This is a genomic window from Micromonospora foliorum, assembly GCF_022229015.1.
Lineage (GTDB): Bacteria > Actinomycetota > Actinomycetes > Mycobacteriales > Micromonosporaceae > Micromonospora > Micromonospora foliorum.
In genome coordinates this window covers 50,242-73,708 of record NZ_JAKKFF010000243.1, presented here as the reverse complement: position 1 = coordinate 73,708, position 23,467 = coordinate 50,242, and the positions used below count along the sequence as shown (strand labels likewise).

General features: G+C 69.2%; 15 protein-coding genes. 8 read left to right on the top strand and 7 right to left on the bottom strand.

What is annotated here, in order from left to right:
- Nucleotides 1-47: 47 nt before the first annotated feature.
- A complete protein-coding gene (locus PSH25_RS18480; RefSeq protein WP_238660269.1) occupies nucleotides 48-1,214 on the top strand; it encodes a PP2C family protein-serine/threonine phosphatase in 1,167 nt (388 codons plus the stop codon).
- Between the two features lie 72 nt (nucleotides 1,215-1,286).
- Here PSH25_RS18480 and PSH25_RS18475 read toward each other — a convergent pair whose 3' ends face one another.
- A complete protein-coding gene (locus PSH25_RS18475) occupies nucleotides 1,287-2,441 on the bottom strand; it encodes a serpin family protein (protein ID WP_238660268.1) in 1,155 nt (384 codons plus the stop codon).
- Between the two features lie 316 nt (nucleotides 2,442-2,757).
- Here PSH25_RS18475 and PSH25_RS18470 point away from each other — a divergent pair, with 316 nt between their 5' ends.
- Together PSH25_RS18470 and PSH25_RS18465 are read left to right on the top strand one after the other, a co-directional pair.
- Entirely contained in the window at nucleotides 2,758-3,150 is a 393-nt protein-coding gene (locus tag PSH25_RS18470; protein ID WP_238660267.1) for a nuclear transport factor 2 family protein, read from the top strand.
- A 341-nt stretch (nucleotides 3,151-3,491) separates the two neighbouring features.
- Nucleotides 3,492-4,358, top strand: a complete 867-nt coding sequence (locus tag PSH25_RS18465) for an alpha/beta fold hydrolase (protein ID WP_238660266.1) — start codon at nucleotides 3,492-3,494, stop codon at nucleotides 4,356-4,358.
- A 143-nt stretch (nucleotides 4,359-4,501) separates the two neighbouring features.
- Here the strand turns inward: PSH25_RS18465 and PSH25_RS18460 are convergent, their stop codons facing one another.
- Complete coding sequence (locus PSH25_RS18460; RefSeq protein WP_238660265.1) at nucleotides 4,502-5,356, bottom strand: alpha/beta fold hydrolase; 855 nt, start codon at nucleotides 5,354-5,356, stop codon at nucleotides 4,502-4,504.
- Nucleotides 5,357-5,367: 11 nt separating this feature from the next.
- Nucleotides 5,368-6,321, bottom strand: coding sequence for an alpha/beta fold hydrolase (locus PSH25_RS18455; RefSeq protein WP_308193690.1), 954 nt, complete (start codon nucleotides 6,319-6,321; stop codon nucleotides 5,368-5,370).
- An 89-nt stretch (nucleotides 6,322-6,410) separates the two neighbouring features.
- Here PSH25_RS18455 and PSH25_RS18450 point away from each other — a divergent pair, with 89 nt between their 5' ends.
- From PSH25_RS18450 to PSH25_RS18430, 5 genes are all read left to right on the top strand, one after another.
- Nucleotides 6,411-9,284, top strand: a complete 2,874-nt coding sequence (locus tag PSH25_RS18450) for an AfsR/SARP family transcriptional regulator (RefSeq protein ID WP_238660264.1) — start codon at nucleotides 6,411-6,413, stop codon at nucleotides 9,282-9,284.
- Nucleotides 9,285-9,337: 53 nt separating this feature from the next.
- Nucleotides 9,338-9,841 (top strand): response regulator transcription factor, encoded by a 504-nt coding sequence (locus tag PSH25_RS18445; RefSeq protein WP_238660263.1) that lies wholly within the window; start codon nucleotides 9,338-9,340, stop codon nucleotides 9,839-9,841.
- Nucleotides 9,842-9,857: 16 nt separating this feature from the next.
- On the top strand, nucleotides 9,858-11,105 hold the full coding sequence (locus PSH25_RS18440) for an FAD-dependent oxidoreductase (RefSeq protein ID WP_238660262.1): 1,248 nt from the start codon (nucleotides 9,858-9,860) through the stop codon (nucleotides 11,103-11,105).
- 8 nt (nucleotides 11,106-11,113) lie between these two features.
- On the top strand, nucleotides 11,114-11,602 hold the full coding sequence (locus PSH25_RS18435) for a MarR family winged helix-turn-helix transcriptional regulator (protein WP_238660261.1): 489 nt from the start codon (nucleotides 11,114-11,116) through the stop codon (nucleotides 11,600-11,602).
- A 222-nt stretch (nucleotides 11,603-11,824) separates the two neighbouring features.
- The gene (locus PSH25_RS18430) at nucleotides 11,825-15,010 is read left to right on the top strand and encodes a penicillin acylase family protein (protein ID WP_238660260.1); all 3,186 of its coding nucleotides are present in this window, start codon (nucleotides 11,825-11,827) and stop codon (nucleotides 15,008-15,010) included.
- A 62-nt stretch (nucleotides 15,011-15,072) separates the two neighbouring features.
- Here the strand turns inward: PSH25_RS18430 and PSH25_RS18425 are convergent, their stop codons facing one another.
- The 4 genes from PSH25_RS18425 to PSH25_RS18410 form a co-directional block, all read right to left on the bottom strand.
- On the bottom strand, nucleotides 15,073-15,729 hold the full coding sequence (locus PSH25_RS18425; protein ID WP_238660259.1) for a TetR/AcrR family transcriptional regulator: 657 nt from the start codon (nucleotides 15,727-15,729) through the stop codon (nucleotides 15,073-15,075).
- Between the two features lie 158 nt (nucleotides 15,730-15,887).
- Nucleotides 15,888-16,394, bottom strand: coding sequence for a peptide-methionine (S)-S-oxide reductase MsrA (gene msrA / locus PSH25_RS18420; protein ID WP_238660258.1), 507 nt, complete (start codon nucleotides 16,392-16,394; stop codon nucleotides 15,888-15,890).
- Between the two features lie 702 nt (nucleotides 16,395-17,096).
- The gene (locus PSH25_RS18415) at nucleotides 17,097-23,285 is read right to left on the bottom strand and encodes a S8 family serine peptidase (RefSeq protein WP_238660257.1); all 6,189 of its coding nucleotides are present in this window, start codon (nucleotides 23,283-23,285) and stop codon (nucleotides 17,097-17,099) included.
- A 14-nt stretch (nucleotides 23,286-23,299) separates the two neighbouring features.
- Nucleotides 23,300-23,458, bottom strand: coding sequence for a hypothetical protein (locus PSH25_RS18410; protein WP_238660256.1), 159 nt, complete (start codon nucleotides 23,456-23,458; stop codon nucleotides 23,300-23,302).
- Nucleotides 23,459-23,467 lie beyond the last annotated feature (9 nt).

The window sequence follows — 23,467 nt, the reverse complement described above, 5'->3', positions numbered from 1 at the left end:
CCGGCGATGACGGAAGCGCCCGACCGAGCGCGGCCGGGTTCCCTGCCTTGCTGGAAGACGACCTCGAAGACCTGTACGAGAATGCGCCGTGCGGGAACCTGTCCACCCTCTTGGACGGGACCATCGCGAAGATCAACGGCACGCTGCTGGCCTGGCTCGGCTACCGCCGTGAGGAACTCGTCGGCCGGCGCCGTTTCAGCGACCTACTCACCGGTGGGGGTCGGATCTACCACGAGACCCACTTCGCGCCGATGCTGGCCATGCGGGGCGAGATCGGCGGTGTCGCCCTCGACCTCCGTACGAAGGACGGCGTTCGCATGCCGGTCCTCGTCACTTCCGTCGTCAAGGCTGGCAGCGAAGGTCAACCGCAGCTCATCCGGACGGCCATCTTCGACGCCGCGATGCGTCGCTCCTACGAACGAGAGCTCCTCAGCGCCCGCAAGGCCGCGGAACGCGAGGACGAACGGCTACGACAACTCGTCAGCAAACTGCAGCGCAGTCTCCTCCCCGCCGTGCTGCAAACCCCGCCGGGACTGGACAGCGCCGCGTACTACCGGGCGGCTTCCACCGACGAAGTCGGCGGTGACTTCTACGACCTGTTTCCCCTCGAGGACGGCCGCTGGGGCTTCTTCCTCGGCGATGTCAGCGGCAAAGGCGTGGAAGCGGCAGCCGTCACCGCCCTGGCCCGCTACACGTTGCGGGCCGCGACCGTCTACAACCCGGACCCTGCCGCCGCGCTGCAGAACCTCAACACCGTGCTCTGGCAGGAGTACCGCCAGGACGCGCGCTACTGCACCGTTGTGTCCGGCATCCTCACACCCACGCCGGCCGTCAACGCGTTCACCGCGGTCATCGCCAGCGGCGGGCACCCCGAACCACTGCTGCTGCGAGGCGATGGCTCCGTTCACTACCACCCCACGAAGGGCCGCATCGTCGGGGCATTCCCCAACTCCCGATACACCAACACAACTGTCGTGGCGAACCCGGGCGACACGTTACTTCTCTACAGCGACGGGCTCACCGAGGCCCGTCCCCCCAGCAGCGAAACTGCCGATGGCCGTTACGGAACCGCAGCCCTCGCTCGATTCGCCCACTCCCTCGCGCCGACCAACGCCACCACGGCCGTCGCCGCGGTCACCGAGTTGCTCCGCACCTTCGGCGCCGGGCTGAGCGACGACACCGCCATCCTGGCCATCAGCGCACCACCTGCCTGACCCCACTGCTCCAGAAGTGTCTGGGCGGCCTTGGCGGTGCGGACGCGCAGCTTGATCCTGGTCCCGGTCCGGTCAGGCGGGGCCGTTGACCAGCGGGTCGTGGACCCGGCCGAGGAACAGCGGTACGCCGGTGAGCCGGTCGTGGATGACGTACAGGAATGGTCGGTTGACGAAGAACTGCGGTCCTTGCGGGATCGACGGCGGCCGGACGATGACGGCCGACGCGGCCGCGGCCTCGGTACCCTTCTCGTCCACCGCGATGAACGTCTCGTGCACCACGTCGTCGATGCACAGGGCCGGCTCGGTGCTCATGCCGGTGAAATCGGCCTGTGACGTGAACGCCGTGGGCATGCCGAGACTGCCCAGCGCGGCACCCAGCTCGGCCGGCAGGCGGAACGTCCACCGGGGCAGGCGCAGTTGGACGTCGGTGATCTGGAACCCGCTCAGCAACGCGCCCAGCCAGGTCGCACCGAGGTTCGCCTCGACCGCGGCGAGATCGTCCCGGGTCGGCATGACGATGGCCATGGCAAGCCCGTCGCCCGCGTACGGCACGTCGACCGCGCGCCACCCGTCCCCCTCCAGGTAGCCCATCCTGTCGAACGGCCCGCGCATGACCGGGGCGTCGACGACGGTCCCGTCATCCCTGGTGAACGGTTCCACCGCCGTGGCCGTCACGGTGAACGGATACTTCCAGGCCGCCCTGAGGTAGATCGTGTTGGTCAGCATCAGGCTGGTGTCGGAGCCCACGGCGTCGGACTGCAACAGCTCCGGGATCTTCGCGTTGGTCCGATCGGACACCCAGGTGTTGATCTCCTGGCGGGCCACCTCCGGCGCGCCGCGGAAGTCGACCGGTTGCGGCGCGGCACCGTAGTAGCCGGCGAGGGCGTCCCGGAACCCGGGTCGCAGGACCAGGTCGAGTCGTGTCCACAGCGCGTTGGCCGTGGTCAGCCGAGGCTGCTTGATCCCGTCACCATCCTGGTACCGGCCGGCGAGCGCCTGGTCAACGGTGTTGAACCCGCTGTCGAGCGCGCCGGGGCGCGGATGCGGCGCGTGAAGCACCGCGTCCATCTCGTCCGCCGTGGTCGAGCCGGCGCCCGCCCTGGTCATCGCAAGCGCGAGCCCGACCGAGTACGGCGCGCACACCACATTGCCGCCTGCCCGGGTCGACGCCAGCGTGCGGTAGAGGTCGGCCGTGAAGCCGCGAACGGCGGTAGCGGCGGCCGGCATCGTGGCCGGGTCGGGTGGTACGCGGTCCGCATCCGTCGAGGCGGACCGCGGGCCGAGCCGGCGGGGATCACCTGGTGCGGCGGTAAGGGCAGCGGCCGCGAGCGGTACCGCCCGCAGAACCGATCGACGCGAGACCATGTATCGACGGTAGAGCAGTCCCATGATGGCCCACCAGAGACGAACCCAAATTCATCGAAGTTCAGCAATGCTTGCTACTCGTGCGTTGAAGTAGATCGCTGTCCGCTCATGTCTCTAAGTAGCCGCGATGAGTGCCCGGCGGACCAGTTGCGGCGACTGTGAGAGCTACGCTGCGGTGGTGATCGACTTTCGCGCGGCGGTTGAAGCACGGGATCCGGACGCTGTCGCGGCGGCCCTGGCCGACAACGTGGTGTTTCGCAGCCCGGTGGCGTTCAAGCCCTATTCGGGCAAGGCAATCACCGCGGCGATCCTGCGCGGCGTCCTGCGGGTCTTCGAGGACTTCCGGTACACCCGTGAGCTGAGCGGCGACAACGGTCGCGATCACGCGCTGGTGTTCGAGGCCCGGATGGGCGACGTCGCCATTGAGGGCTGCGACTTCCTGCACCTGGATGAGAGCGGCCTGATCGACGAGTTCACGGTCATGGTTCGTCCGCTGTCCGCCGCGCAGGCCCTGGCCGCCGCGATGGCCGCCCAATTCGAGCAGATCCAGCGTGAGGCCGCCGCCGGTTAGGTGGCAGCCGAAGCGCGACGTACTGCCGGCGCCGGAAGACCGAGTGGGCGCCATCCGCCAAGGCGCCTACCGATCGGTTGAGGTGAGCCCGTTTGGTGGTGTGTCCTCCAGCAAGGTGAAACCTGAGTGATTTTCCTCTTCTGTCCGACACTTCCGCTGGGCGTCAGTACGGTGAGGTTTGGGCGATCAGGCACGTCGTCGCGGCACCGGAGCCCGGCCGCTGTCGGTGCACGCGCTCGCACAGCGGTGCTTCCGACTGGTTGCGGCTCCGGCGAGGTCGCGTTGGCGCCATGCACATCTGCCCGCGCTCGGAAACCACTGACCAACGAGGGGGAAGAGACATGCTCGGTATCTCGCTACGTCGGCCGAAGACCATCGCCGCAACGCTCGTCGCCGCAACGCTGGTGACGGTGCTCGGCTCATCCGCCCCACACGTGTCCGCGGACGGCGGTGTGCGGCCAACCCCCGACGAGGGGCACCGCAACAAGCCGACAATCGTCCTGGTGCATGGCGCCTGGGCCGACGGCTCGAGCTGGAGTGGGGAGGTCCGCAGACTCCAGGCACGCGGTTTCGAGGTCCAGGTTGCGCCGCAACCCAGCCGGGGGCCGACGATCGACACCGGTTACCTGAAGGACTTTCTGTCCACCATCGAAGGGCCGATCGTGCTCGCGGCCCACTCGTACGGCGGCTTTGTGGCAAGCAACGCCGCGACCGGCAACAGCAACGTCAAGGCGCTCGTGTTCGTCGACGCCTTCGCCCCGGACAAGGGGGAGACCGTGGAAGAACTCACCGCCGGCTCCGGCTCGGTGCTTGAGCCGGCCTTGACCGACCCCACGAGCGTCTTCAAGCTCGTGCCGTTCCCGGGTGCCCCGGAAGGTGCGGTCGACGCGTACGTCCTGCCGAAGGTGTTCATCACCGGCTTCGCCAACGGTCTGCCTCGGCGGCAGGCGGAGGTGCTCGCCGTGACCCAGACCGCCCTGGCCACGAACGCCCTGGCGGAGCCGGCCACCGAGCCGGCGTGGAAGACCATCCCGGTATGGGCCGTGATCGGTACCGAGGACCGGGTCATCCCGCCGGCCCGCCAGGAGGAGATGATGAAGCGGGCGGGGGCCGACATCACCCGGATCGACGCCGGTCACCTGGGCCTGATCTCGAATCCCGGTGAGGTTACCGAGGTCATCCTGGAGGCGGCCCGGACGACCACCTGACGAGACGCCCTTCACCTCGGGGTCCGGTACCGGTAGAGGTTCTGCAGTTCCTGCATCGCCGTACCCCTGGTCGAACCGGAAAGAACGGGTCCGCCAAGAGGGCCGTGGCATCGCGATGAGCGATGCCACGGCCTGTTGTTGGGTCAGTCGGTCGCCTTGGCGGCGGCCTCGATCTGATCGGTGACCGCGCCCGCGTCGGTGACCATGGACAGGTGAGGGGCGTTGATCTCGGTGGTGTGTGCCTTGGCCCTCTTGGACATGGCGATCTGCTGAGCGGCAGGGATGACGGCGTCCTGCTTGCCGATCACCGACCACGAGGGAATGGTGCGCCAAGCCGGCTCGCCGGACTCCTCGACCAGGGCGTTGAAGGCCAGCGGACGCTGCCGGGCGGCCAGCACCGCCACGTCCTTGGCGGGAATGGTCTTGTCAGCGAACGCCTTGCCGAAGACCGACGGCTTCACGTAGAGGTTGACATTGTGCGGGTCGTCACCGGGGATCGCGACCTGGTCGAAGACGGTGGACGCCTCGGCCGCGAAGACCGAGCCCGGCACGGCCGAGGTCAGCGAGTACACGGTGTCGTGCTGGTCCGGGATGTACGCGTCGACGTACACCAGGGCCTTGACCTGCTTGTCGCCCAGAGCGGCGTTCGTGATGACCATGCCGCCGTACGAGTGCCCGACGAGGACGATCGGTCCGGTGATGGTGTCCAGGTACGCCCGGAGATTCGCGGCGTCGTTGCCCACGCCCGACAGCAGGTTCGGCGGCGTGACCACCCGGTAGCCGTCGTGCTGAAGCTCGGCCGTCACCTTGTCCCAGCTCGACCCATCCGCCCACGCGCCGTGCACGAGCACGACTGTCGGCTTGGCCGCCGCGGGGCGCGAATGGAGGAAGCCGTTACTCGTCGAGGCCTGGGCGCTGCCGATGCCGGCACCAGTCAGGGTGAGGGCACCGATGGCCACGCCTACGTAGATGAGGCGGCGCCGGAAGGACAATTTCACGGTGTTTCCTTTCACTTCTGCAAAAAGTCGAGCAGGGCGGCGTTGACCTGATCGCTGTGGGTCCAGGCAATGGCGTGCGGTCCGCCCTCGATGACGAGCAACCGCGTATCCCCGATGAAGGCGGGCAGCCGCTGACCGGTCACCCCGATGGGTAGGACTCGGTCCTGGTCGCCCTGGATCACGAGTACCGGCACGTCAATCTTGGCCAGGTCGTCACGGAAGTCGGTGAGCCAGGTCGGGATGCAGGCCACCGCGGCGACGGGAGATCCGGCCACGGCAACGGTCAAACTTGCCTGGAACGCCTCGTCGCTGACCCGTGAGCCGCCGTAGACGTCGAGGTTGTAGAAGTTCTCCAGGAACTGCTTGAGCCACCCGTTCCGGTCCGCCCGCGCCGCCTGGATGAACCCATCGAACAACGACTGCGGTGCGCCTTCGGGATTGTCGTCCGTTCGCAGGAGGAACGGCGGGATCGGCGACATCAGTACGGCTTTCGCGACCCGCCCGGTGCCGTAGCGGCCCAGGTAACGGGCAACGTCGCCGGTTCCCATCGAGTGACCCACGAGGATGGCGTCGCGTACGTCCAGTTCCGTGAGCAGCACGTCCACGTCGCTGGCGAACGTGTCGTAGTCGTACCCACTGGCGGGCTGGCTGGAATTGCCCCAACCCCGCCGGTCATACGTGATGACCCGGTAACCGGCTGCGAGTAGTGCGGAGACCTGCTTCTCCCAGGCCTGCCCGCTCAGCGGGTAGCCGTGACTGAGCACCACTGGCGTACCGGCGCCGTGATCCTCGTAATAGATCTCGATTGGGTTGGCTCCCTCTGAGCCAACGGTGACACGGGGCATGCGCACTCCTTGGGCTTGCGTTCCGCGCTGGGAACCTTGCCGAAGGTACTGATATGGCACCGTTTCTCGAATCACCCGAATCACGTAGTCCCTGTGTTTGGCGACCGACTCGACGGACAACGAGAGATGGGGGATGCGGGGGACCCGGGGAAAGCTGCAGGCTGGGCGAAAAGCGAAGCCGCTGCCCTTCCATCTCTAGGATGTCAATCGTGACGACGCCCGACCGCAGGCTCCCGGACGCGCCGCAGTCCCGCTGCGAGTTCAAGGTCTTCGGCGGTCTTGGCTGCCGGCGGGACGGCTCGGACGTCGATCTTGGCCCGGTACGCCAGCGGATCATCCTGGCCAAGCTCCTCGCCGCCGGCGGTGACGCGGTCAGCCTCGAGAACATCATCGACAGCCTGTGGGACGAACAACCGCCGGCCAGCGCCGCCAACCAGATCCACCGGCACGTCGGGAACCTCCGGCGGATTCTCGAACCGGACCTGGACGTCCGCGAAACCGGTCGATTCCTCCTACCGGCGGGTACGGGCTACCGGCTGCTCCTCGCGACCGAGGCCTCCGACCTGGCCATGTATCGCGAGTTGGTCCGGCGGGCCCGTGAGGCGCTCGCCGGCGGGGACGTCGTGGCCGGTGTACGGGCGTACCTGACCGCTCTGGAGCTTGGCCGCAGCCCTGCGTTCACCGACCTGCCAACCAGCGCGTTGAGTTCCCCGGAGTTCGTCGCCATCGAACGGGAGCGCGTCGCGGTGGCGCTCGCGGCCAGCGAGGCCGCGATCGCCCACGGCATGGCCGGCACCGCGTTGACCCCACTGCTGAGCGTTGCCGCCGCAGCTCCACTGGACGAGGCGCTACAGGCGTGCCTGATGCGCGCGTACGTCGCCACCGGTCACCGGGCGGAAGGGGTGCGGGTCTTCGAGCGGACCCGTCAACGTCTCGCCGAGGAACTGGGGGTGGACCCGGGGCAGGAACTGCGGGAGGCGTATCGGGAACTGCTGGCCAGTGGCTGGACCCTGCAGGAGGAACTGCATCCGCCGGAGGCTCCCCGGCCCGCACAGCTGCCGCCGCAGGTCGCGGGCTTTGTCCGCCGAAACGACGTGGCCGCCGTGCTCGACGACCAACTGTCCGACGCATTCAGCGATGCGGCCATCGTGATCACCGTGCTTGGCGGCATGGGTGGCATCGGCAAGACCGCGCTCGCCGTGCACTGGGCCCACCAGATCGCCAGCGAGTTTCCCGATGGCCAGTTGTTCCTGAACCTGAGGGGTCTCGATCCGGACGGACGCGTCATGTCATCGGAGGAGGCGCTCGCCACGTTGCTCGCGTCCCTGGGCGAGCCGGCGGTCTCGTCACCGCAGGAGAACGTCGACGCGCAGGCAGCTCGTTACCGCAGTCGCCTCTTCGGTCGTCGGCTCCTGATCCTCCTGGACAACGCGCGCGACTCCGAGCAGGTTCGCCCGCTTCTGCCAGCCTCCCGGGGCTGTCTGGTCATCGTGACGAGTCGCAACCGGATGACGAGCCTGGTCACCCGGGAGGGCGCACGTTATCTGCAAGTCGATCGGTTGACCGGCGCCGAGTCCCGCCAACTTCTGATCAACCGCCTCGGCGCCCGTCGCGCCACCACGAACCCGGACGCGTTGGACAAGGTCATCGCGCTCTGTGCCGGGCTGCCGCTCGCACTGGCGATCGTGGCGGCCCGCGTTGCCCTCAATCCGGCCCTGCCCTTGAGCGCCGTCCTCAGCGATGTCTCGGCGCCGTCGGCCAGACTCGACGCGTTGTCCAGCGCGGACTCGTCCGACGATGTCCGGTCGGTGTTCTCGTGGTCGTATCGCGCCCTCGATCCGTCGACGGCGCAGGTGTTTCGTGCCCTCGCCGTCCATCCGGGTCCGGGGATCTCGCTGGAGTCGGTGGCCAGTGTCGCCGGAGTCGGTCGCACACAGGCGCGCGTACTGCTCAGGGAATTGGTGACCGCGAATCTGCTCGACGAGTCGCAGTTAGGGCTTTACGGTCTGCACGACCTGTTGCGGGCCTACGCGGGCGAGCTCCTCGACGCGGATCAAGAACGACCGGGGTACGAGCGGCGTCTCGTCACGCATTACCTGCACTCGGCCCGCGCCGCCTACGCGAGGCACCACCGGCAGCCAGTCGGCACCGTCGGCGAACCGCCGTCGGGTGTGACGCCTGAATCGTTCGACAGCGTGCCCCAGGCTGCCGCCTGGTACGCACGGGAACGATCCGCGCTGTGGGCGACGATCGATCTGGCCCTCGCGCACGGCCTGGGGCGCGACGCGGCGGCTATGGTCCTCGCCGCCTCAGCACCGGGCAGCAACTCCATACCCGTGGGCCGGACACCGACCGTACTTGCGATCCTCGACATGGTCAGCGTGCTCGGCGAGCCGCTGACGGAGGCAGAACTTCTTCGTACCGTCGGTGAGGCCTCCGCCCCGCTCCCACAGGCCGACGAATATCTCCGTCGAGCCTTGTCCATCTTCGAGGGCGCCGAAGAACTCGCCGGACAAGCCGAGGTCCTGCGAAACCTCGCCGTGCTCTCGTTGTCGCGTGGCGACCACGACGCCGCCAACGCGTACGGCGAACGCGCGGTGGGTCTTGCCCGGCAGACGGGGCACCAGGAACTGCTCGCCGTTTCGCTGCTGACACTTACGAGAGCACTCCTGGGGTCCGACCAGTTCGAGGCTGGCACGCGGGTCGCGGACGAAGGGCTGGCCATCGCGGAGGCGAAGCACCTCGATCACCTGAAGATCTACTACGCCCAGCTCGTTGCGGAGTCCTCGTGGAAACTCGGCCGGCTCGAACGGGCGGCGACGGTGTCGGAGTGGGGGTTGACGGAAGGCGTCTGTGAGTCGAACGGGCCCCGGTGTGCCGTCGCGGCGATCCTCGCGCGGGCCGCATTCGATCTAGGCGAACTGGTGCCCGCGGAACGGGGGTGCCAGCAGTTCGAAAACCTGATCGCCGACAACGGCTTCCGGGAACTCATCGAGTTCTCCGGCATTGAGGAGGCCGAGGAATACAGGACCATGGTCGCGTATGTCCGGGCCCGGCTCAGCTTGATGAGGGGCGCGTCGTAAGCGGGTAGGGCGAGCACTCAGCCTGCACTCGTCGTGCACAACGGTGCGATCGGATGGTCGTCGAGACCCCGAACCCTCGCCCGAGGAGCACCATGCACTGCGTCGTAGCCGAGCCTGCCCGAGTCGTTCCCCGTGCGGCACTGACCCCACGACAGGAACAGATCGCCCTGCTGGTGGCGGCGGGCTCCACAAACGTCGAGGTCGCGACGAACCTGGTCATCAGCGCCCATACCGTCAAACATCACCTACGCGGAGTGTTCCACAAGCTGGGCGTCGCGTCTCGCCGCGAACTACGCAGCAGGCTGGCCTACCACGACACGACCAACCACTTCGCCCAGAACTGCTGCCTGACCAGCCAGGAGCGGGACATTGCGCAGCGGGTCTCGAACGGCGCGTCCAACCGCGAGGTGGCGGCACAACTGTTCATCAGCCCGAGCACGGTGGACTATCACCTACGCAAGATCTTCCGCAAGCTCGACATCACCTCACGCCGAGAACTGGCGAGACGAGACGCCCTTGCCGCGCCTCGACCGAAGGCCTTGCCCGAATCATCTTAGTCATTAAGATAACTGCATGCGCGTATCAACGGACTTCTCGGTGGCAATCGCCGGCGCCGGCCTCTCCGGCCTCTGCCTCGCCCAGTACCTGATGCGCGCCGGCATCGACGTGCACGTCTACGAGCGGGACCCGGGCCCCTTCGTCCGGCGGCAGGGCTACCGGATCATTCTCGACCGGTACGGCCTGGAGGCGCTGCGCGAGAGCCTGCCCCGCTCGCTGTACAACCTGGCGCTGACCACGGGAGACGAGCCCGGCGGGCACCTGCGCTTCACCGACAGCCGGCTGCGGGACGCATTCACCATCACCTTCAAGGACGAGCCGCACGCGACCCGCCAGGTCGACCGGCTGACCCTGCGGTCGATCCTGCAGTCCGGACTGGACGGGCGTATCCACTACGGCAAGGACGCCGTCGCGGTGGACAGCGACGACCCGGCACGGTTGCTGCTGCGGTTCTCCGACGGCGGGGCCGCCGCGGCAACCGTCGTCGTGGGCGCGGACGGCGTCGGCTCGGCGCTGCGCGCGCAGATCATGCCGGACGCCGACCCGGCGAACACCCCGATGGCGGGCATCTACGGCCGGTCGCCCCTTTGGCGTAACGGCGAGAGCATCATCCCGGACGCGCTGCGTACCAGCGGGGTCCTGGCCATCGCCGACCGGCCGGGCCGCGCCTTCTTCTTCACCTCCATGCGGTTCGGCGAGAGCCCGCCGGAGGCGTTCGCGCGCCTGGCCCCGGGCAGCTATGCGCCCACCGGCGACGACTACGTCATGTGGGGACTGCTGCTCCGGCAGGAGGAGGTGCCCATGGGCATCCGGGGCGACCTGCTGGCGCTGTGGAGACTGGCCTCCGGGATGAGCATGGACTTCCACCCGGTCATCCGGCGGCTGGTCGGCACGGCCGAGTTGGACGCCACGGTGCTCAACCTCTTCGCCACCGGCCAGCGCCCGCGCCGGTGGGCGGTGCCCCGGGCGACGATGATGGGCGACGCCGTGCACGTCATGCCGCCGTTCGGCGCTCACGGCGGCAACACCGCGCTGCGTGACGCCGCCGTGCTCGGCCACAAGCTGGTCGAGGCCCGGGCCAGCGGCACGTCGGTGGAGGAGGCGATCGCCAGCTACCAGGACGAGATGGTGCCCTATGCCTTCCGTGCGGTCGACACCGCCGCCAGGCTGATGCGCCGACTCACCGGGGGAGCTGCCGCACCCCACTGGGTGCTGACCCGCGTGTTACCTCGGCTGCACCGGGTCACCGTGCCGGAGGGATGATTGCGGGCATGTCCCACGAGCCGGCCCGTGCGTCCGCGATCGACGACCTCATGCGTGCCGGACGGGAGATGTCGCGGCTGTCCATGGTGTTCCGGTACGCCATCGCGGAGCGGCTGGGCCTCACCGTGAGCGACCTTGAGTGCCTGGACTACCTGGCGGACGTCGGATCCGCCACCGCGGGCCAGGTCGCCGAGCGGACCAACCTCACCACCGGGGCGGTGACCAGCATGCTCCGCCGGCTCCAGCAGGCGGGCTACGTGACGGCCGAGCGCGATCCGGCGGACCGGCGGCGGGTGATCGTCGCCCTGCGGCCGGAGCGGATCGCCGAGTTGGAGCGACCGTACGAGCGGTTCGCCGAGCGGGCGGAGCGGCTCGTCGAGGGCTACAGCGTCGAGGAGGTCATGCTGCTGGTCGGGCACTACGACCGCATGCAGGCGATGTACGTCGCCGAGTTGGACGCCCTCCGCAGCGGCGATACCGTCCGGCGGTCCGCCTGAGGCGGCTGGCGATTAGCGGTGGCGGAAGGCGGCGAAACGTCGGCATTGGCGCGTGGTGAACGACGGGTATCCCGGGCGGGGGTCCTGCGTCGATCATTGCCGGGAGATAGATGCGAGTCACTCTCACCTCCTGGCGGAACGCCCGGGCGCGGAGGGCGAGACGTCGGCACCGGAAGCCGGGCGTGACCGAACGGCCCGACTCCGCGTCCCCGGAGGATCGCCATGCCCCGTCCCGCTGCCCGTAACCGGCTCGCGGCGTTCACCGCCGCCGTCCTGACCGCGAGCGTCCTGACGGTGACCCCGCCGTCACCGGCGCTGGCCGCCACAACGTTCGCCGCCAACGACTACTGCCTCGGCCAGTGTGCCGACATCCTGCCCCCTGGGCAGAACGGCAACGCCACCCTGGTCGCCATCCTGGCGCACCAGGCACTCGGCACCCGCCCGGCGCACTCCAGCGACCAGCTCGACGAGTACGCGAACCTGGTCTACAACTACGCCGGGCTGACCGACGAGCAGATCGCCCACTTCTACAACGACGCCTCGTTCGGCGTCCCGGCCGCGCAGGTCGAGAGCACCGTCTCGCCGCGCGCGGACGTCACCATCGTGCGGGACAAGGCCACCGGCGTCCCGCACGTCACCGGCACCACCCGCGCCGGCACCATGTTCGGCGCCGGCTACGCCGGGGCCCAGGACCGGCTCTGGGTGATGGACCTGCTGCGGCACGCCGGTCGCGGCACGCTCACCTCGTTCGCCGGCGGCGCGCCCGGCAACCGGGAGCTGGAGCAGAGCATCTGGGCCAACTCGCCCTACTCCGAGGCGGACCTGCAGGCCCAGGTGGACGCGCTGCGCCTCAAGGGCGCCCGGGGCCAGCAGCTCTACACCGACGTGGTCGACTACATCGCCGGCATCAACGCCTACATCGACAAGTCGATCGCCGAGGACAACTACCCGGGCGAGTACGTGCTCGCCGGCGCCGGCAAGCCGACGCACTTCACCATGACCGACCTCATCGCCACCGCCGGCGTCGTCGGCGGGCTCTTCGGCGGGGGCGGCGGTAGCGAGATCCAGTCCGCGCTGGTCCGGGTGGCCGCCCGGGCCAAGTACGGTGCCGCCGAGGGCGACCGGGTGTGGGCGGCGTTCCGCTCGCAGAACGACCCGGAGACCGTGCTCACCCTGCACGACGGGCAGAGCTTCCCGTACGGGGCGACGCCACCCGGCGCGACCAGCGCGGTGCTCCCCGACGCCGGCTCGGTGGTCGCCGAACCTCTCGCCTACGACGCCACCGGCGGGGCCGCCGCCCGCACCGGCGCCAGCACCGCCACCCCGGGGCTGCTCGGCGGCCTGGCCAACCTGCGCGCGCACGGCATGTCCAACGCGGTCGTGGTCTCCGGACGGCACACCACCACCGGCAACCCGGTGGCCGTGTTCGGGCCGCAGACCGGCTACTTCGCGCCGCAGTTGCTGATGCTCCAGGAGTTGCAGGGGCCGGGCATCAGCGCCCGCGGCGCCGCGTTCGCTGGGCTCAACCTCTACGTGCTGCTCGGCCGCGGCCAGGACTACGCGTGGAGCGCGACCTCCGCCTCCCAGGACCTCACCGACACGTACGCGGTGCCGCTGTGCACCACCGACGGCAGCGCCCCGACGCTGCGCACCAACCGCTACCTCTACCACGGGCAGTGCCTCGCCATGGAGGCGCTGGAGCAGCGCAACTCCTGGTCCCCGACGCTGGCCGACTCCACCCCGGCCGGCTCGTACACGCTGCGCGCGCTGCGCACCAGGTACGGGTTGGTGGCCCACCGGGGCCTGGTCAACGGCCATCCGACCGCGTTCACCAAACTGCGCTCGACCTACCGGCACGAGGCTGACTCGGCGATCGGCTTCCAGGCATACAACGACCCGTCGGCGATGGGCAGCGCGGCGGCCTTCCAGGCGTCCGCGGCCACCGTCGGGTACGCGTTCAACTGGTTCTACGTCAACTCGACCGAGGCGGCGTACTTCAACTCCGGCTCGAACCCGGTCCGTCCGGCCACGGCCGACCCGAACCTGCCCACCAAGGCCGAACCGGCGTACGAGTGGGCCGGCTGGAACCCGGACACCAACGACGCCACATACGCCCCGGCGTCGGCGCATCCGCAGTCGGTCAACCAGGACTACTACGTCAGCTGGAACAACAAGCAGGCGCGGGACTTCGGGGCCGCGGACGGCAACTTCAGCTTCGGCTCCGTACACCGGGGTCAGCTGCTCGACGGCCCGGTGCGTGCGGCGATCGCCCAGCGCAAGCTCGGCCGCGCCGACGTCGTCAAGATCATGGCGGATGCGGCGGTGATCGACCTGCGCGGCCAGCAGGTTCTCGGCGACCTGCTGCGGGTGCTGGACAGCACGCCGGTCACGGATCCGGCGCTGGCCGACGCGGTGGGCAAGCTGCGCGCGTGGCAGCAGGCCGGGGCCCGCCGGGTGGAGACGTCCCCCGGCTCCAAGGTCTACCAGCACGCCGACGCCATCCGGATCTTCGACGCCTGGTGGCCGCTGCTGGCCTCGGCGCAGTTCCGCCCCGGCCTCGGGCCGGACCTCTACGCGGCGCTGGTCGACGCCATCGAGGTGAACGAGGCGCCGTCAGGCGGCCAGAACGGCGGGCGCGACGGCGCCGCGAGCTGGGCGTTGCAGGGTCAGGCGCACAAGGGCTCGTCGTTCCAGTACGGCTGGTGGGGCTACGTCGACAAGGACCTGCGCACCGTGCTCGGCGACCCGGTGGCCGGTGGGCTGGGCCGCGCGTACTGCGGCAACGGCAACCTCGGCGCGTGCCGGCAGGCCCTGCTCGACACGCTCGGCCAGGCCGCCGCGGTGCCGGCCACCACGGTCTACCCGGGCGACAAGTCCTGCGGGGCCGGCGACCAGTGGTGCGCCGACTCGATCGCCCAGTCCGGGCTCGGCGGCATCACCCACCCGCTGATCGCCTGGCAGAACCGCCCCACCTACCAGCAGGTCGTCTCGTTCCCGGCGCGCCGTGGTGACGACGTCACCAACCTGGCGCAGGGCCGTCCGACCACCGCGTCGAGCACCCAGTTCCTGACCAGCCACACCCCGGACAAGGCGGTCGACGGCAGCCTGAGCAGCCGGTGGGCCAGCAGTTACAACGACAACCAGTGGCTGCGGGTGGACCTCGGCGCGGCCCGCAGCGTCAGCCGGGCCGTGCTGCGCTGGGAAGCCGCGCACGGCACCTCGTACCGGATCGAGGTCTCCGGCGACGGCACCTCCTGGACGCCGGTGTTCGCCACCACCACCGGCGACGGCGGCGTCGACAACGCCACCTTCGCCCCGGTCACCGCCCGCTACGTGCGGGTGTACGGGGTCAAGCGGGCCACCTCGTACGGGTTCTCGCTCTACGAATTCGAGCTGTACGGAAAGTGACAGTGCCTGGAGGGGCCGGTGGGAATCACTCGCCAGCCCCTCCGGTGCACAGCGGGGGCCAGTTAACGGGTCGGCTCCCCGGACGGCTGCACGAGGAACGATTTGATGTGTTCCAGCGCCATGTCCAATGCGACCTCCATGGGTGCGACATCGTGCGCGGCGTTCGCCAGCAGGTAGCCCCCTTGCAAAGCGGCCATCAGTCCCGTGGCCAGCTTCTCCGGGTCGGCATCCTGGCGCAGTAGACCGCTGTCCCGCATCCGGTGCAGACCATCACTGATCAGCCTTTCCCATGCCGCGAACGTCTCCGACAGGGACGATCGAGCCTGCTCATCCTGATCGGACAGCTCAAGCGTCATCGACCCGAGGCCGCACCCGTATTTGCCGTTGTTCAGGGAATTGGCCTGGACCAGCGCGTTACGCCACCGGACCAGTCCTGAGAACGATCTCAATCGTTCGAGCCCTGCGCGTTCACGCTGAAGCACGAGCGCGCCTCGATATTTGACCAAGGCGCGCACGAGTTCCTGCTTGTCGGCGAAGTGGTGGTAGAGCTGAGACTTGCTCGTCTGGCTTGCCTCGCGGATGTCGTCAAGGGTCGTCGCGTTCACTCCGCGCACGAGCATCAGCCGGTTCGCTGCCTCGAGGATCCGCTCTCGCGTCGCGACGCCCCGTTGACTGATCCTCCGCCTGTCCGTCGGCGCAGCCACCCGCTCGTCGCCCATCTGTCAAGTCTATCCAGCGGCGAGATGATCTAGGGAAAACGGACCTCGGAGTCCATTCGGCGCTGTGGCGCATGCACCTGATGGTGACCGGCGGACGTACGTGCCGTCGGCTCGGCCCGGACTCGGCGCGCGGACCCGGGGTCCGCGCGCCGGAGGTGTCAGGCCGTCGCCCGCTTCGGAAGCTTCCACCCCGGGCGGGGGAAGTGGCAGGTGTATCCGTCGGGGTAGGTCTGCAGGTAGTTCTGGTGCTCAGGCTCGGCTTCCCAGAAGTCGCCTGCCGCGGTGACCTCGGTGACGACCTTGCCGGGCCACAGACCCGAGGCGTCGACGTCGGCGATGGTGTCCTCGGCGACCCGCTTCTGCTCGTCGCCGGTGTAGAAGATCGCCGAGCGGTAGCTGATGCCGACGTCGTTACCTTGGCGGTTCTTCGTCGACGGGTCGTGGATCTGGAAGAAGAACTCGAGCAGCGCGCGGAAGTCGGTCTTGTCGGTGTCGTAGACGACCTCGATGGACTCCGCGTGGGTGCCGTGGTTGCGGTAGGTGGCGTTCGGCACGTCACCGCCGCTGTAGCCGACGCGCGTGGACACGACGCCGGGCTGGCGGCGGAACAACTCCTCCATGCCCCAGAAGCAGCCGCCGGCGAGGATTGCCTTTTCGGTGTTCACGTCGTCCCCTTGCCTGTCGTCGTGCCAGCCCACCTGGACACGCGAGTACAGACACTCTCCGGGTCGGCTATATTCCCGCATCCTCTGCCTTTCCTGGACTCTAAAGTCCAGAAAGAATGCTCAGTCGAGGCCAGGCAATCTGCCCTGGTGACGGAGTGATCTGGCACTTCCCGTGCGGCCACACCAGCACCACTGGCCCAATAGTGGACTTGGCAGACCATTTGTCGGCACCGGACGCGCTGCCGGCCGTCCGGCCGCGCTCGACTTCGGCGCACACGAGTTCGTCGACCTCGGCAGCGAGGCCCTGGAAGACGTCGGCGGGGTCGATCTGGTCTTCGACGTCATCGGCGGTGACATCGGGAAGCGGTCGGCAGGCCTGATTCGAGCCGGAGGAACACTGGTTTCCGTTGTGTCGGCCGTCCGAGGCGCGGCCCGCGGACGGCCTGGCGACAGATGTCGTCGTGATGCCTGATCGAACCAACTGGGTGAAATCGTCCAGCGGGTACGAGACGGGCGACTGCGGACGTCGCAGGCCTCGACCACGCCGTCGCCGCTCTCAACCCAGGCAGGCGGATCACCGGAAAGACGATCATCCGCGACCGCTCCTGGCGGTTCGGGGACAGCGACAGTCGTGGTCGGAGCCTCCACGGCACATGCTCTCCGTGGAGGCTCCGACCACTGTTAACGGATTGGTTGGCTAGGTCAGAGGCGCGGGTCCTGCTGGACCTCCAGGGCGTTGAGGATCGGGTCGCTCTCGCCCTTGTCGCGGCGGAGCTCGATCTTCAGATCGCCACCGGCGTGCTCGACGGTGACCGTGTTCAGGTCGGCGCTCAGCGCGCCCACCTTCGCCTGCACGTCGTGGTCGTAGAGCACGACCTTGCCGTCGGCCAGCACATCGAAGGCACGCTTGCCGGCCTTGACCTTCTCGATCTCGGCGAAGTCGAGGCCGATCCGGTACGTCCCGGCGGGGGCGTTCCTGAACACGTAGCTGAACGTCTCGCCGGTCCGCTGGGTGCGGAACAGCGCGTCGTCCTCGGTGCCGGCGATGTCGGCCCTGGTGGCACGCGCGTTGCCGCCGACGTAACCCCACGGCCGCGAGCCGAGCCCCTGGTCGGGTGACCAGAAGAAACCGTTGGCACCGACGTACCCGGAGCCGCCGACGTCGACGCCCTTCCAGTAGGCCGAGGTCGCCAGACGGACCGGCTTGAGCTGGGCTTCGCCCTTGCCGGCGTTCGACGCCACCAGCACGTCCCCGACGAGCACGCCGGGCTCGACGCCGGCGTTGTCGGCCGTCGCCGTGACCGTGGTGGACTCGCCGGCCGCGAGCGTGACCGTGCCGGTTGCGGCGGCGCCCGTGAGGGTCAGCCACGCGAGGTCGGCGGCCTCGTGCCCGCCGTCGCTGGTGCGCTTCTGCTCGCCGATCCGCACCTCGAGCGGGGCGGAGCCGGTGTTGGTCACGGTCACGTCGGCCGTCGCCTTCTGGTCCTTGTCGAGGAGCCAGTCGAGGTCACCTCCGGTGACGGTGGCGACGCCCGTGGTCAACGCCGTGTCGACCACCTCGGCCTGATCCTTCCTGGCGATGGTCACCGGCTGGCTGGCGGTGACGTAGTTCGGCGCCTCGACCTGCACGGTGTTCTCGCCGACCAGCGCCTGGGCCTTCCACCGGCCCTTCGCGTCGGTCGTGATGACCCGCTCACCGGCCGGCCCCTTGAGCGTGACGATCGCGCCCTCGATCGGCTTGCGGTCGTTCGCGTCGGTGACCGTGCCCTCGATCGTGCCCGAGGCCGGGAGGGTGTACTCCAGCCCCAGACCGGCCTTCAGGATGGGCTGGTTGAAGGAGTACTGACTCGCCGGGTTGCCCGTCAGGCTCTCCACGCCGACCGTCGCCGACGACCCGCGGGTGAGCGGGTTGTCGCCGCCGACGCCGTCGCCGTACCCGATCTGGATCCGTCCGTCCGCGATCAGGGTGACCGAAAAGCTCACCCGCGCCGTCTGGTCACTGTAGAAGGCGACGTTGCGCCACTCGACGACCTGCGCCGCCAGCCCGTCCACCTCGGTTGTGCCGAAGTAGATGCCCGCCTCGTCGTCGACGATGAGGTCGTCCCAGAGCGGATAGATCGCGTCGATCGGGTACGGCGACGGCAGTGCCGTGTTGTTCCCCAGCGTGCTGGCCCGGTCGAAGGTCAGCGTGCCGTTCGTCGTCACGCACACGCCGTCCCAGGCCGTGTCGTAGAACGGGGCCAGGAAGCTGGAGTCGAACCACAGCGGGCCGCAGAGGTCGTCGCCGTGCCACCCGGACTCCTGCGTGCCCTGGCGGTAGAGCCCGTCGGTCACCTTCATCGAGTACGAGCGACCGGCGGGGGCCACCGGCACGGGACCGGGCTCCGGCTGCTCGGGCTGGGGCTCCGGCTCCACCACGTCCGCGCGCGGGTCGAGCGTCACCCGCAGCGCGGCGATGGTCGGGGCCTTCAAGCCCTTCGAGCCCCGCAGCTCCACGGTCAGCGGACCACCCTCGTGCTTCACGACGGCGGTGCGCCAGTCGGCGGCGTTCGGCCCCACGGCCCCAGCCGGGTCGTAGGCGTAGTCGGTCAGCGTCCCGTCCACGAGGACGTCGAACACCCGCTTGCCCGTGGCCACCTTCTCGATCTCGGCGAACCCGAGGTCGATCGCGTAGGTGCCCTTGGGCGCGTCCGGAAAGCGGTAGAACAACTGCTTGTCCGCCGTGGTGCGCTGCGACTGGAACAGGGCGTCGTCCGTCGTGCCGGCGATCCCGGCGTTCGTGGCGGCGACCTTCGTCTTGCCCTCGTAGCCCCACGCCTTCTTGCCGGCGGGCTGGTCGGCCGACCAGGCGTAGCCGGAGCCGTCGGTGAACTTCGAGCCGCCGGCGTTGACGCCGACCTGGTACTTCGTGGTCGTGAGCGTCACCGGGACGTAGGTCTTGGACTGGCGTCCGGAGTCGGACCGCACCACGATGTTCGCGCCGAGGACTCCGGGCTTGGTGTCCTTCCCGGAGATCGAGACCGTGACGGTCGTCGACTGACCGGGGGCGAGGGTGCCGCCGGTCGAGGAGAGCGACAGCCACGGCAGGTCGGTGAGCAGGTCGTCCTCGACGTCGACCAGCACGACGTCGTCGGCGACCTGGTCCGCCGCCCACAGCGCACCGGTCGAGTCGGTTTCGAGGCCGCCGCCCTGGCCCGCCTTCTGGCCGGGGAACCACCACGCGTTCACCAGCGAGCAGTCGTCGGGGTCGACCTGCAGCAGGCGGGTGGGCCGGTTCGAGGTGAGGTCGGTGTACCAGATGGTGTCGGACGCCTGGTTGTAGGCCAGGCCCATCACCTCGGGCAGCGGCGGGGCGCAGAAGGACAGCAGCGCACCCGGGTTGTCGTGCGACGTCCCGGCGACGGTGCCGATCATGCCGTTCCTCCGGCCGCCGACGTAGAACACGTCCTCGGTCGGGTTGTAGGCGAGTCCGGTCAGCTGCAGCGTGGACCAGTCACCCTTGATCTGCCGGGTCTCCTTCCCGGTCTGCCGGTCGAAGCAGTGGATGTAGCTGGCCGGGCTGTCCTCCATCTGGCACATGTCACCGGTCTTGGTGTCGAGCGCCATGTCGAACGCCCGGTACGCCGGGTTCCACGCCGCGTCGAAGACCTTCCCGGTCGGCTTGCCCGTCACCGTCCAGGCGGTGTTGGTCCGCGCGTTGTAGTCGTGGACCCAGACGTCGCCGTCGTACCCGACGCCGGAGGGCTCCTTCTCCGCGATCGTGCCCGGAATGGCGATCCGGGTGATGACGTCACCACCGGAGGTCGCGCCGACCTTGCCGGCCGCCTGCGCTTCCGCGGCGGGTGCCGTGGCGGCCTTGCCGTCGACGTTCGACGGCTTCATGCCGCTCGCACCGGTCTTCCAGGCGGCGAGGTCGATGGTGCTGGCCGTACCCGTGCCGGTGCGCCCGGTGGTACCGGCGGCGTCGAGGTCGGGGTGGCGCGCGGCCTCACCCAGGTTGTACGTGAGTGGGGCGGAACCGTTGTTGGTCAGCGTCAGCGAGCCCACGCCGTTCTGGTCGGTCCCCAACAGCGCGTCGAGGCCGTCGGTCTTCAGGCCGGCGGCACCCGTGGTCAGACGCGCGTCGATCGTGGCATTCGCGTAGAGCTTGTCGAGGGAGAAGGGGTACGCCGCGGTCGTGTAGTTCGGCGCGTCGACAGTCATGGTGTAGTCGCCGACCGGGAGCTGGCGGTGCACGATGCCCGTCCCGTTGGTCGTGACGGCCTCGACGAGCCCAGACCTGTTGGTGAAGGAGACTTTGGCCCCGGCCACCGGCAGCCCGTCGTTCTGGTCGACGACTGTCGCGTCCAGGTACCCGAAGTCAGGCATGTCGTAGGTGACGATCATCCCGTCGCGCAGCACCGGGGCGCTGTCGGAGAACCGGATGCCGTCGACGCCGGCCCAGCCCTGGATGCCGGTGACGGCGTGCGCGCCGGCGGTCACCGGGTCGTCGCTCCCGATGCCGTCGCCGTACCCGAAGATCACCGTGCCCGAGCGGGTGAGCGTGGCCGAGTAGTTGACCGGCTCCGTGTACTCCGACCGGTCCGGATAGGCCCAGAGCTTGGCGTTGCGGAATTCGACGACGAACGCGTCCTCGCCGTTGACCTTGGTGGCTGCCGTGAAGACTCCTCCGCCGGGGGCGAACTCGACGGGGGTCTGGACCGAGAACGGGAAGATGCCCGCACCGCCGCTGCCGGGTCCGGTGCTGGTGTCCGGGGAGATCACGCCGCGCAGGCCGATGCCGAGGCTGTCGTGGCTGCCGTTGTAGAGCGCGATCGGGAACGGCAGCTTCACCGTCGCCCACACGCCATTGGTGAACGCGACCGGGTCGGTGCCGCGCAGGTACTCGCCGTCGGAGACGGCGCAGCTGTAGCCGCCCTCGTCGACGACGAGCCCGACGGTGTACTCACGCGACTCGTTCTGCGCGCCGACGGTCAGCGGGACGGTGGTGGGGGAGAAGCAGGCGTTGGGCTTGACTCCCAGTGTGTACCCGCCCTCGGGGACAGCGGTGATCGTGAACGCGCCGTTGGCGTCCGTGCGTACCGGCTTCAGCGGCGTGTCCCTGACGGAGACGTCGGCGTTCGGGACGGGCCGCTTCTTGTCGTCGACGACCCTGCCGCTGATGTCGTGCCGCACGGCGGCCGTGAGCGGCAGCTTGACCGAGGTGTCCTGGCCGAGGGTGACCGTGACGTTGGCGGTCGCGGTCAGGTAGCCGAAGACCTTGGTGCTGAGCTGGTAGTCGCCGACCGGGAGGTTCGTCGTGAACCGGCCGTCCTTGTCGGTTCCGATCGACCGGCTGAACGGCCCGCTGATCGTCACCTCGGCAGCGGGGACCGGGGCGCCGTTGGCGGTGACGACACCGGTGAGGGTGCCGCCCTGTCGGGGTGCGAGCTCGAGCAGGCGGACGAGGTCGAGCCGGCCCTCGCCGTACTTGTTGTTGACCTCGGCGGTGCCGCCGCACTCGGTGTCGTCGACGTCGACGGCCGACTCGGCGAGCAGGCGGCGGGTTGCCTCGACCTGCCCGATGAGGGTCGGGTCGTAGCTCCACAGGTCGGCGACGGCGCCGGCGACGTGGGGTGCCGCCATCGAGGTGCCGGCCATCTCGGTGTAGCTGTCGTTCGGGTAGGACGAACGGACGGCGACGCCCGGAGCGGAGATCTCGGGCTTGATCCGGCCGCCCTCACCCTCGCCCTTGCGGGAGAACAACGCGAGCGTGCCGTCCGAGTCGTACGCGCCGACGGAGTAGGCGCTCTCGGCGGAGCCGGGCGAGGAGACGGTGTCGCAGGCCGCGTACGGCGTGGTGTTGCCCGACGACCAGACGCTGAAGATACCCGCGGCGCTCCAGGCCTCGTCGATGGCCTGGAAGAAGTCGTCGAAGCTGTGCTCGACGGTCTGGCCCCACGAGTTGTTGATGACGTGGGGGCGCTTGGACGGGTCGGGGTTGTTTCCCTGGACGTCGGTCGGGGCGAGCAGCCACCAGCCGGACCGCAGCAGCGACTCGACGCCGGTGCTGTCGCAGCAGCCGTTCGTCGCGATCCACTGTGCGTCGGGGGCGACGCCGACGTGGTTGGTGCCGTCGTCGCCGACCATGGTGCCCATGGTGTGCGTGCCGTGGCCGTTGTCGTCGCACGGTGTGCCCGTGCAGGTGCCCCGGGTGGCCATCCAGTTGTAGTTGTGGTCGACGGTGCCGTCGGGCTTCGTGCCCCGGTACTGGTGCGCCAGGGCAGGGTGGTCGAACTGGACGCCGGAGTCGAGGTTGGACACGGTGATGCCCGCACCGGTGGCGCCCATGGCCCACGCCTGCGGGGCGTGGATGGCGTCCAGACCCCACGAGACGGTGCCTGCCTCGGCGGCGGCCTTCGGGGCGGTGGGGCGGGCAGCCTGGTCAGTGGGGATCTTCTCGTCCACGGGCTCGACCAGTGCGACCTGCGGTGTCGCGTGGATCTCGGCGACCTGCCTCTTCGAGGCCACGTTGAGGGCGAGCTTCTCGGTGCCTCCCTTGACGAGCACGGCGTTGGCGATCGGGTAGGAGGTGTACGTGACCCCTGCCCGGTCGAGGTCGGTGGAGACGGACGCCAGGGAGTCCTTCGTCGCCGCGGTCAGCGCGTCGTAGACGAACCGACCACGAGCGGTCCAATCGGTGAGCTTCTTCGCCGGCCCGAGGTCGGCTTTGGTCTCGAACGTGATCCAGAAGTCGGAAGCCGGAGACGTGCGGAAGCGGTCCTTCAGGTTCGAGGTGATCTTGTTGGCGGCGGCGCCGGGATCCGGCTCGGCGGCGGACGCCGGTGGTGCCTGGATCATGCTCAGGCCGACCGCTACGGCCAGCGAAGCCGCGAGGGCTGTGAGTTTCATGAGAGTCCTTCGACCTACAGGGGTTGGTAGGGGTCGTGGTTCTTGTGGTCGTCGGCACCGTCGCCGTCAACGTCACGGGCGTCGGGGGCGCTGACGCGCGGCTCCCGGGGCAGCTCGGGTGGTGGCAGGCGCTCGATGGCGGAGTCGTCACCCGCGACAGGTCGCTCAGGCATGCATTGCCC